Below are 11,563 nucleotides of genomic sequence, written 5' to 3' on the forward strand. Positions count from 1 at the left end.
CTCCGCCACGGTGGCGGCTTCTCATGGAAGGAGCCTTCGTGACGTCGAGTGAGGGCGAGCTCGACTTACGCCCGTACCGGATCCTGGTGACCGGCTACGCCATTTCCTCCTACGGCACCTTTCTCAACCTGGTGGCGCTCAATCTGTACGTGTACGCGGTGACGGACCGGGCGCTGGCGGTCGGTGTGTTCATGGCGGTGCGGCTCGCCGCGGGATTCGTGACCGGTTCGGTCGCGGGGGCCGTCCTCGCCAGGTGGTCCGTGAAAAGCGTCATGCTCTGGGCGAACCTGGCCCAGGCGGCGGCACTGGTGCTTCTCGTGGCGGCCCCGGACGGCTTCCACACGGCCTCGCTGTTCACGGTCTCGGCGGTGGTCGGCGGTGCCGGCACTCTGTTCATGGTCGCCCTGCGCAGCTCGATCCCGTCCATCGTGGGGGAGGGGCGCCACACCTGGGCGAACTCACTGATGGTCGGCGGGCGTTCGATAGCCATGGTGGCCGGGTTCGCGTCCTCCGGCGTGGTGGTGTCGCTGCTCGGCTACACCGCGGCGTTCCTGGCGGACATGGCCACGTTCCTCGTCTGCGCCCTCACGGTCGCGCTGCTCCCGATGTCCCTGAGCCCGGACGACGACGGCTCCGGGGAGAACGGGAAGAAGAGCGCGGACGGCGCGTACAAGGGCAGGCTTCCCGCCGCCTTCACCGCGCTGAGCGCGGCCCCGGTGCTCGGCCTGATGGTCGCCCTGCGCGGCATCGACGCCCTCGGCTCCTCCTCGCACAACGCGGCGCTGCCCGTGTACTCGACACGGCTCGACGCCCACCACCCGGCGGTGTTCGTCAGCGTCTTCTGGTGTGTGTGGGCACTGGGCAACGTCCTCGTGCAGCAGGTGCTGCAGCGCTGCACCGAGCGAACGGACCGGTCGGTCGGCGCCCTGGGGTTCGGACTGGGCACCATCGCGATGTCGGCCACCTTCATTCTGGCCTTCGCGGGGTTCCCCTGGGCCCTGACCGTCCTGATCGCCCTTCTGGCGGGAGCGGCGGACGGGCTCACCGAGGTGTCGTACACCTCCCACCTGCAGACGCTGCCGGGCACGCTGCGGACACACGCCTTCGGGCTCTCCGCCACCGTGGAGAACCTCGGCTTCGGCGTCGGCATGATCGCGGTCGCCGCCGCGCTCGACACCTTCACACCGCTGTCGGTCGTCGGCGTCGCCCACGGCGCCGCCATCGCGCTCGCGCTCGTCTTCGTGGCCCAGGTGCTACGGCGACGCGGAATGCCGACGGGGGAGGCAGTGGGCCGGCACGACAAGGGGGAAGACGATGAGGGACCGGCGGATGGCCGTCATCGGGATGGCGCTGAGGTTTCCGGGGGCTGAGACACCGGAGCAGTACTGGAGGGACATCCGGTCGGGCGTATCGCACGTACGGTCTTTCACCGAGGCCGAGTTCGCGGCGGCGGGCCTGCCGAAGGCCCGCTACCGGGACCCCGACTTCACCGGAGCGAGCGCGCTCCTCGACGGCATCGACGGCTTCGACGCCGGGTTCTTCGGGATGAGCGGCCGTGAGGCCGCCATGACCGACCCGCAGCAGCGGCTGTTCCTGGAGTGCTGCCACCACGCCCTGGAGGACGGCGGCTACTCCGGCTCCGGCGCCCGGATCGGCGTGTACGCGAGCACCGGCTACCGGCTGTACTCGCTGCACAGCTACCTCGCCCACAACCTCGCCGAGGTCAGCCGGGCCGAGGACTGGACCACCGTCAAGCAGATCCAGGTCGGCAACTACCCGGACTTCACGGCCCATCGGGCAGCCTTCAGACTCGGGCTCGAGGGACCGGCGGTGAATGTCGCGACCGCCTGCTCCAGCGCCCTGGTCTCCGTCCACCTGGCCTGCCAGGCGCTGCTTGCCGGCGACGCGGACCTGATGGTGGTCGGATCCGCCGCGCTGCACCTTCCGCAGATCACCGGCCACCGCCATGTGAAGGGCTCGACGATTTCCCCGACCGGTACGGTACGGGCCTTCGACGCCGCGGCGGACGGCACCGTGGGCGGCAACGGCGCCGCCGCCGTCCTGCTCAAGCCGCTGGTGAAGGCTCTCGCCGACGGGGACACCGTGCACGCCGTACTCCTGGGTTCCGCGGTCACCAACGACGGTGCGGACAGGACGGGCTTCGCGGCCCCCGGTGCGGCGGGCCAGCGGGACGCGGTGCTCGGCGCGCTGGCCATGGCCGGGGTTCCCGCCGATTCCATCGGCTACGTGGAGGCGCACGGCACCGGCACCTTCAAGGGTGATCCGGTCGAATTCACGGCGCTCACCGAGGCGTTCCGCCGCCACACCGGTCGCAGGGGCTTTTGCGGGCTCGGCTCCACCAAGCCCGCCATCGGCCACCTGGACAGCGCGTCCGGCCTCGCCGGACTGATCAAGGCCATCCTGGTGCTGCGCCGCGGCGTCATCCCCCCGCTGGTGAACTTCAGCCGCCCCAACCCGCTGCTCGGCGTCGAGGACAGTCCCTTCGTCCTGCCGACGAGCGTGACACCCTGGCTCGCGGACGGACCGCGGCGCGCGGGCGTGCACTCCATCGGCATGGGCGGCACGAACGCCCACGTGATCCTTGAGGAGCCGCCGCCCGTCCCGGCACGGAACGGTGACGCAGGGGTCCCCGGTCTGCTGCCGCTGTCGGCGCAGAGTCCCGAGGCGCTGCGGGAGCTGGCCCGTTCCTTCCATGACACATTGACGAGCCATCACAGTCCTTACCCGGCAGACGTGTTGACCACGGTCGCGCTCGGCCGACGCCACTTACGGCACCGGCTCGTCCTCACCGCGCCCCCCGAGGGCCTGGCCGACGCGCTGGAGGCGTTCCTGAAGGAACCGCAGGGCACCGTGCCGCCCACCGCCGGCCACTGCACCGGCACCGTCGAGACCGCTGCCGCGCCCGCCTTCCTCTTCAGCGGCCAGGGCGGCGGCCGTCCGGGGATGGCCGCCGCCCTGGCCGAGCGCTTCCCGGTGGTCGCCGAGGTTCTCCAGGAGTGCGCCCGCGTCCACCAGCAGGAGACCGGGGAGCACCACTTCCTGGACCGGCTGCTCGCCGGTGAGGGCCCCCAGCGGTGGGACACCGCCTTCGCCCAGCCGGCGGTCTTCGCGTTCCAGGTCGCACAGGCCCGGCTCTGGCGGTCACTGGGGGTCTCGCCGTCCGTCGTCGGCGGGCACAGCGTCGGCGAGTACGCCGCCCTGTGCGTCGCGGGCGCGCTGTCGCTGGAGCACGGCATGCGGCTGGTCTGCCGCCGGGGCCTGCTGATGCAGGGCACCGAACCCGGCGCCATGCTGGCCGTCTTCGCACCCCGGCACAGGGTGCGGCAGCTCATCGACGCCATGGGCGACTCGGGGCACCGACGCCTCGAACTCGCCGTCAGCAACGGGCCCTTGAACAACGTGGTCGCGGGCAGGCCTGAAGCGGTGGAAGCCGCCCGTGGCTGGCTGGCCGCGCACGGCGAGAGGGCCGAACCGCTCCCGGTCGACCGCGCCTTCCACACGGCACTGCTCGACCCGATGCTCGACGCACTGCGGGAGGCCGTCGGTGACGCGCAACTGCGCCCCGTGGAAGTCCATTTCGTCAGCGGCGTCGACGGCAGGACTTGTCCCCCGGGCTGGCTGCCCGACGCCGACCACCTGGTACGGCAGGCCCGGGGGACCGCCGACTTCCACGCCGTCCTGCGCACGCCGGCGATCTCGGGCCCGCTGGTCGAGCTCGGCCCCGGAGCACCGCTGACCGGACTGGCACGGCGCGCCGTGCCGGACACCCTCTGCGTTCCGACCCAGGGCCACGGACCCGGCCTGGACGGACTGTGGAGGGCGGTGGCGCGGCTGCACTGTGCGGGCGTCGGCATCGACTGGGCAGCGCTCCTCGACGGCTGCGGCGGCCGACGGATCCCGCTGCCCGTCTACCCGTTCCAGCACCGCTCCCACTGGACCGGCCCCGCACCCCGCCCCGGTCCGCCGCCGGACCGCGCGCCCGTACGCACCCCTTCCCTGGAGGACGGCATGACCGAGCAGGCAGTACTCGACCGGGTACGGGAGCTCACCGCGCAGCATCTCGGCTACGGCACCGACGAGCTGTCCGCCGGGCAGACCTTCGTAGGGCTCGGAGCCGACTCGCTCCAGCTGATCGGCATGCTGCGGCAGCTGGAGGCCGAGTTCGGGGTGCGCATGGCCGTCCAGGAGATCCTGGAGGACGCGGGCACGCCCGAGCTGGTGGCAGCCCTCATCGCCTCCCGGACCGGGGCACCGGAGGCCCCGGCCCCGGCCCCAGCTCCGGATCCGGATCCGGTACAGCCCGCCGTCCCCGCGCCGCCCGGCGCATCCGTATCGGCCGACGTCCCCGGTGCGGGATCGCACGAACCCCCCGGCACGGAGTACGCCACCCGCGCGGAGGTCGCCGAACTCGCCCGCCAGATCGACCTGCTGGCCAGGACGCAGTCCGCGATGCTCGCCCAGCTCTCCGAAGCCGTCACCCTGCTCACCGCAGGGCGGACCCGATGACCGGCAGCGCCGCGGACCAGACCGCGGAACTCTCGCGGAAGCTCACCGAACAGCTCGCGGAGGCCAGGCGGCGCATCGCCGCACCGGACCCGGCACCCGCACCGGACCCGGCACCCGCACCGGACCCCGCACCCGCACCGGCTCAGCCGTCGGCACCGGCACCGGCAGCCCCTGGGACGCCCGTCCAGCACGGTCCCAGGGTGACCCTCCCCGAGGGCTCCGGAACGGCCGGTGACGCCGCAGGTCGCGTGCAGCGGGCGCATGCCGATGCCCTCGGGCACCGGCTGATCGAGCGCACCCGCACGTCCAGGGAACTGGCCCAGCGCCACCGCGCGGTCCTCGCCGACAGCCGGGCGGTCGTCGGGTTCCGCCGCTCCACCAAGGAGACGCTTTATCCGCTCGCCGCACGATCGGCACGCGGCGCGCACCTGACGGACGTGGACGGAAACGAGTACACCGACATCACCATGGGCTTCGGCGCGCTCCTCTTCGGCCACGAGCCGGAGTTCGTCACCCGGGCGGTCCAGGAGCATCTCTCCCACGGCCTGCGCTTCGGTCCCCGGCCGGCCGAGGCCGGTGAGGCCGCCGAGCTGCTGGCCCGGCTGACCGGCTTGGAGCGGGTGGCGTTCGCGAACTCCGGTACCGAGGCCAACTCGGCCGCGATCAGGCTCGCCCGCGCCGCCACCGGACGCGACCGTATCGTCATGTTCCGCGGCTCGTACCACGGCCATATCGACTCCGTGCTCGGCCGCCCGGGACCGGACGCAGGGCGCGCCGTGCCGGTCTCGCGCGGCATCCCGGACAGCGCGGTGTCCGAGCTGCTGGTCCTCGAGTACGGCAGCGAGCGGGCACTGGAGACGATCGACGCGCTCGGCGACACCATCGCCGCCGTCCTGGTGGAACCGGTCCAGTGCCGAAACCCCGCGCTGCGTCCCGTCGGGTTCCTGCGCGCCCTGCGCGAACTCACACGGCGCCGTGGGATCGTGCTGCTCTTCGACGAGATGCTGACCGGTCTGCGCCCCCATCCCCGGGGCGCCCAGCACCACTTCGGAGTCGTCCCCGACCTGGCCACCTACGGCAAGGCGCTGGGCAGCGGCTACCCGATCGGCGCGATCGCGGGCCGCGCCGACATCCTCGACGGGGTGGACGGCGGCTTCTGGCGCTACGGGGACGACAGCCGCCCCGGCGCCGAGACCACTTTCTTCGGCGGCACATACATGCAGCACCCGCTGTCCATGGTGGCGGCCAAGGCGTCACTCGGCCATCTGATCGCCGAGGGCCCCCGCCTCCAGGAGCGGCTCAACGCCAGGACGGACGAACTCGCGGCGGATCTCTCCGCGTTCTTCCGCGACGAGGAATTCCCCCTGGGACTGAGCCACTTCGGCTCCATGTTCCGCTTCACCCACCGGGCCGCCATGGAACTGCTCTACCGGCACCTGCTGCTGCGCGGCGTCTACGTCTGGGAGTGGCGCAGCTTCTACCTCTCGACCGCGCACACCGACGGCGACATCGCGCGGGTCTCGGACGCGGTGAAGGACTCGCTGCGCGCGCTGCGCGACGGCGGGTTCTTCCCCACCAGCCGTCCACGCCCCGTCCCGGCCTCCGCGCCGAGACCCGCACGCCGTCGCCCCGCTCCCGACTTCGGGGTGTACTTCTTCGGCGACCACCCGGACACGACCGACGGCGACGGCCGGCAGAGCCGCAGCCGCGGCGGGAGCGGGCCCCGGCCCGCCGACGCCTACGACCTGATCGTCGAGACCGCCCGCTTCGCCGACGAGCGCGGCTTCAGTTCGCTCTGGATGCCCGAGCGCCACTTCCACTCCTTCGGTGGCCTCTTTCCCAACCCCTCCGTGCTGGCATCCGCCCTGGCGCGTGAGACCGGCCGGATCAGGCTCAACGCCGGATCCGTCGTCCTCCCGCTGCACGATCCGGTCCGAGTGGCCGAGGAGTGGTCGGTCGTCGACAACCTCTCCGGCGGACGTGTCGGCCTCGGCTGCGCGACCGGCTGGCACGCACAGGACTTCGCCCTCCACCCGGACCGCTTCGAACGCCGCAAGGAGATCGGCTTCGCCCATCTCGACGACGTGCGCACCCTGTGGCGCGGTGGAACCCTCACCCGCACCACCGGGGACGGCCGGGAGACCGAGGTACGCGTCCACCCCCGCCCGGTGCAGGACACACCACCCATGTTCCTGGCCACCGGGGGCAGCCGTGACTCCTACGAGGAGGCGGCGCGGCGCGGACTGGGCATAGTCACCAACCTGATGAACCAGACGGTCGAGGAGCTCGCCGACAACATCGGGCACTACCGCAAGATCCGGGAGCAGACAGGCCTCGGCCCCGACGCCGGACGGGTCACCGTACTGCTCCACACCTATCTCGGCGACGACCACGCGACGGCCCGCGCACAGGCACGGGAGCCGATGAGCCGCTATCTGCGGTCCTCGCTCCAGATGCGCTCCGCCGCCGGCTCGTCCGGCGCCGATCCACGGGACGTCGCCGCCGCGAGCGACGAGGACCTGGACCACCTCTTCCGGCGCGCATACGACCGCTACTGCGACCAGCGGGCGCTGATCGGCACCGTGGACAGTTGCTCCCCGGTCGTTGACGCGCTGCGCGAAGCGGGCGTCGACGAGATCGCCGCGCTCGTCGACTTCGGCATGCCGGCCGAGCTGACGCGCTCCGGGCTGGAGCATCTCGACGCCCTGCGCCGACGCCACCAGCGGGCCGGGCCCCGGCCGGAGGCCGAGGTGCCGGCGCCCGCGACCGATGCGCAACGGCGCCTGTGGCTGGCCTCCCAGCTGATGGGTGACCGGGCCGCGTACAACGAGGTCCAGGCGGTGCGGCTGCACGGCACGCTGGACGAGACCGCGCTGTGTGCCGCCGTGGCCGGGCTGGTGGAGCGGCACGCCGGGCTGCGGACGGTGTTCCGTCCGGGCAGCGGCGAAGAGGAGACGGTCCGCCAGGTCGTACGCGCCCGGTCGGCCGTCCGCCTCCAGGTTACGGACTCCCGGGGCCGGGACGCCGACGCGGCCATCGCGGCAGTGCTGCGCGAGGAGAGCACCCGGCCCTACGACCTGGCCGAAGGACCGCTGTTCACACCGCGGCTGCTGACCCTCGCCGAGGACGACCACATACTGGTGCTCGGCCTGCACCACATCATCACCGACGGGCACTCGGCGGGCATCATCGCCTCCGATCTCCAGGAGCTGTACACGGCCGCGGTGGAAGGCCGTCCGGCGAGGTTCCCGGAGCCCGCCGGGACGACGGTCGGCGCGGCGGAGCCCGAGCGGCTCCAGGCCGATCTGGAGTGGTGGCGGCGGTATCTCGTCCCGCTGCCCCCGGCGCTCGCACTGCCCGCCGACCGGCCGCGGGGCCACCGGGTGGCCGGGAGCGGCTCGGCCGTCGAGATCCGCCTTGACGGCGACCGTACGGCCGGGCTCCAGGAGTGGAGCGGCGAGCAGGGGGTCACGCTCTTCACCACGCTGCTCACCGCCTGGCAGCTGGTGCTGCGCGAGCGCTCCGGCCAGGACGAGTTCGTCGTCGGCTCGACCTTCGGCCGACGTACGCCCGAGGCCGCGAACACCGTGGGCTTCCATGTCGCGCTGCTTCCGCTGCGGGCCTCGCTGAGAGGGACCATGTCCCTGACCGACGCCGTGCGGGCCACCCGGGACGCGCTGTTCGAGGCGGACGCGCGTCAACACGTGGACCTGGACGCGCTGATGACGGCACTCAACCCCGACCGGGGCAATCCGAGGCCGCTGATCACGGTGTCGGCGGACTTCGGCACCGATGCCCTAACCCGGATCCAACTCCCGGGCCTGCGCGCCCTGGAGGTCGACGGCGGCACCGAATCCTCGCCGCTCGAAATGGCGTTGATGGCGGTGCGGACCCGCGACGGGCTGCGCCTGCGGATCCGGTACGACGCGGACCTCTTCGACGCGGACACGGCCCGGGGCTACCTCGGCGACCTCGACCGTATCCTGCGGGCCGTGGCCGACGGCCGGACCCGGCTGGTACGGGACACAGCCGCCGTCCGCCCCGCGGCCGTCTCAGCCGCCAGGTCCCGAGCCGAAGTACTGCGCGCCGTCTGGAAGTCGGTCCTCCAGGTCGACAAGGTGGACGACGACGCCGACTTCTTCGACCTGGGGGGAAGCTCGATCGCCGCCATCAAGCTGGTCAACCGGGTGCGCGACGTGCTGCACGCCGACATCGCGCTGGACGACTTCTTCGCCGACGCGACCCTGGGCGCGATGACCCGCCGACTGGGCGGCGCGGACGCGGGTGAGGCGGTCGAGCGCGCGCCGGTCAGCGACCAGCAGGACCGGATGATCTCCGGGCACCGCTCCTTCCCGCAGCCCCAGATCTGGAACGTCCCGACCAGGATCCGGTTCAAGGGCGCCCTGGACCCGGAAGCCCTCCGCTCGGCGCTCACCGAGCTGGTGGCCCGGCATACCTCCCTGCGTACCCGCTACACCCAGGACGGCCAGGGAGCCTGGTGGCAGGAGGTGCAGGCCGCGCCACCGGTCCGCATACAGGTGGACGATCTCACACGCCTGGCGCCCGAGAAGCGGACCGAGCGCGCCGAGGGGCTGTGCCGCCGGACGGCCGCGACCCCGTTCGACATCACACTCCCGACGGTTCCCCGGATGCGGCTGCTGCGGCTCGCCGAGGACGAGTGGGTGCTGATGTTCGTACTGCACCACATCAGCGCCGACGGCTGGGCCCACTCGGTGCTGATGTCCGAGCTGGCGGCGCTCTACACGGCGGCAGCGGCTCATCTGCCCGCTGCCCTCGAGGCGCCCTCGTCACAGGCCACGGACTACGCCCGGCACCAGCTGGCGACCAGGGACCCGAAGGCCGAGGCCCGCCGCGCGGCGCACTGCGCGGCCTATCTGGAGGGCGCCCCGTGCCGCGTCGACGTCCCCACGGACCGGCCGAGACCCGAGAAGCTGAGCGGTGACGGCGATACCGTACGCGGCGTCATCCCCGGCGAAGTCCGGGCCGCGGTCGAGAAGTTCGCGGCTGCCGGACATGTGACCCCGTTCGCGGTCGCTGCGGCGGCACTCGGCGTCCACATCGCCCGGCTCTCCGGTCACAGCGATGTGCTGCTGAGCGTCCCCTACGTCAACCGGCAGGGCTCGCACACCGATTCACTGGTCGCGATGGTGACCACGGCCGTCATGGTCCGTGTCCGGGCCGACGCCGGGGGAAGCTTCGCCGACCTGGTGACCCGGACCGCCGCGGGCGCGCTGGGGGCCATGGCGAACGTCCTGCCCACCGCGCGCATCATGCGGGCGATGCGCGACGCAGGCGCCGACGAGGTCCCCGACCGTGTGCCCATCGTGCTCGCCTTCCAGAACTACGCCGACACCGAGATCGAGATTCCCGGTCTTGAGACCGAGGTCGAAGATCTCGCCCCGCCGGTGGCCCGGGCGGAACTGTGCTTCGGGATCACGCCGCGCCGCGATCCCGGCCTCGGCTACCGGACCTTCCTGGAGTACTCGACCGACCTGTGGAAGCGGGAGTCCGCCGAGGACATCCTCGCCTCCTACGTCACGTTGCTCCAGGACCTGTGCGCGCGGCCCGACCGGCGGCTCGCGACCCTCATCGACCCCCACGCAACGCCCAGGGAGGCGGACGCCGAATGACACCCCCCATGGAACACAGCCACACCGAGGACCTGCTCGCCTTCCTCAGCGACGGCTCCTCGCCCTACCACGTCGTCGCCGAGGCCGCGCGCCGGCTGGAGAAGGCCGGCTTCACCGAGCTGAGCGGGACCGCGGAGTGGACGGGGCGGACGGGAGGGAGTTTCCTCATCCGCGGCGGCGCCCTGATCGCCTGGTACGTCCCCGAAGGCGCACCTGCGCACGCGCCGTTCCGGATCCTGGGCGCGCACACCGACTCGCCCAACCTCCGTGTCAAGCCGACGCCCGACACCGGAAACGCGGGATGGCGGCAGATCGCGGTCGAGGTCTACGGCGGCGTTCCGCTCAACACCTGGCTCGACCGGGACCTGGGCATCTCCGGACGGCTCACCCTGCGGGACGGCACCTCGGCCCTGGTCAAGATCGATGAAGCGCTGTGCCGGGTGCCGCAGCTGGCCATCCACCTGGACCGCTCGGTCAACGACGGCCTGGCACTCGACCGGCAGCGCCAGATGCAGCCCGTGTGGTCCCTCGGCAGACCGGAGCAGGGCGCGCTGCTGCGCCGGATCGGGGACCACGCCGGTGTGGATCCGGCCCGGATCCTCGGCTGGGACCTGATGCTGCACGACATCCAGGCGCCCGGTCATCTGGGCGCGGAGCGTGAGTTCCTGGTGTCCTCCCGCCTCGACAACCTGGTGTCCGTCCACGCCGGGGTCACGGCGCTGACCTCGGCCGCCGACTTCTGGTCGAGGAACACCGCCCCGGACGGCCTGTTCCGGATACCGGTGCTCGCCGCCTTCGACCACGAGGAGGTGGGCAGCGGTTCCGAGGCCGGCGCGCAGAGCCCACTGCTGGAGCGGGTGCTGAGCCGCTCGGTCGCCGCGCGCGGCGGCGGCACCGAGGACTGGTCCCGGGCGCTCGCGGGCTCGCTCTGCGCATCGGCCGACATGGCGCACGCGGTGCACCCCAACTACACCGAGCTGCACGACCCGGACAACCATCCACTGCCGGGCGGCGGGCCCGTCGTGAAGGTCAACGTCAACCAGCGGTACGCCACCGACGGCACCGGCCTCGCCGCGTTCGCCGCGGCATGCGAGCGCGCCGATGTGCCCTGGCAGCGCTTCGTGTCCAACAACGCGATGCCCTGCGGCACCTCGATCGGGCCCATCACCGCAGCGCGCCTGGGCGTGACGACTGTCGATGTGGGAGTGCCCGGCCTGTCCATGCACTCAGCGCGTGAGCTGGTCGGGGCCGACGATCCCGGATACCTGGCCCGGGCGCTCACCGAGCTGGTCACGGCCGGCTGACCTCACCGCATCCCTTCCGGGCCGCGCCCTCCCGGCGGCCCGCCCAACCACCGTTGCCGGGCGGCGGCCCGATGCCGCCCG

The 11,563-nt window shown here is 72.5% G+C and carries 4 protein-coding genes; all 4 read left to right on the forward strand.

Annotation, left to right across the window (positions count from 1 at the left end):
* The first annotated feature begins 38 nt into the window (after window positions 1-38).
* From ABZ845_RS26680 to ABZ845_RS26695, 4 genes are read left to right on the forward strand one after another with little or no spacing between them, the layout of a single operon-like run.
* A complete protein-coding gene (locus ABZ845_RS26680; protein WP_360984116.1) occupies window positions 39-1,370 on the forward strand; it encodes an MFS transporter in 1,332 nt (443 codons plus the stop codon).
* Window positions 1,330-4,527: a beta-ketoacyl synthase N-terminal-like domain-containing protein gene (locus ABZ845_RS26685; RefSeq protein WP_360984119.1), complete on the forward strand. Its 3,198-nt coding sequence runs from the start codon at window positions 1,330-1,332 to the stop codon at window positions 4,525-4,527. The genes ABZ845_RS26680 and ABZ845_RS26685 overlap by 41 nt, the downstream gene beginning before the upstream one ends.
* A complete protein-coding gene (locus ABZ845_RS26690; RefSeq protein ID WP_360984122.1) occupies window positions 4,524-10,178 on the forward strand; it encodes a MupA/Atu3671 family FMN-dependent luciferase-like monooxygenase in 5,655 nt (1,884 codons plus the stop codon). Before ABZ845_RS26685 ends, ABZ845_RS26690 begins: the two co-directional genes overlap by 4 nt.
* Window positions 10,175-11,482, forward strand: coding sequence for a M18 family aminopeptidase (locus ABZ845_RS26695; RefSeq protein WP_360984125.1), 1,308 nt, complete (start codon window positions 10,175-10,177; stop codon window positions 11,480-11,482). The genes ABZ845_RS26690 and ABZ845_RS26695 overlap by 4 nt, the downstream gene beginning before the upstream one ends.
* The last annotated feature ends 81 nt before the right edge of the window (window positions 11,483-11,563 follow it).

The sequence above is a fragment of the Streptomyces sp. NPDC047022 genome (assembly GCF_040644155.1).
Lineage (GTDB): Bacteria > Actinomycetota > Actinomycetes > Streptomycetales > Streptomycetaceae > Streptomyces.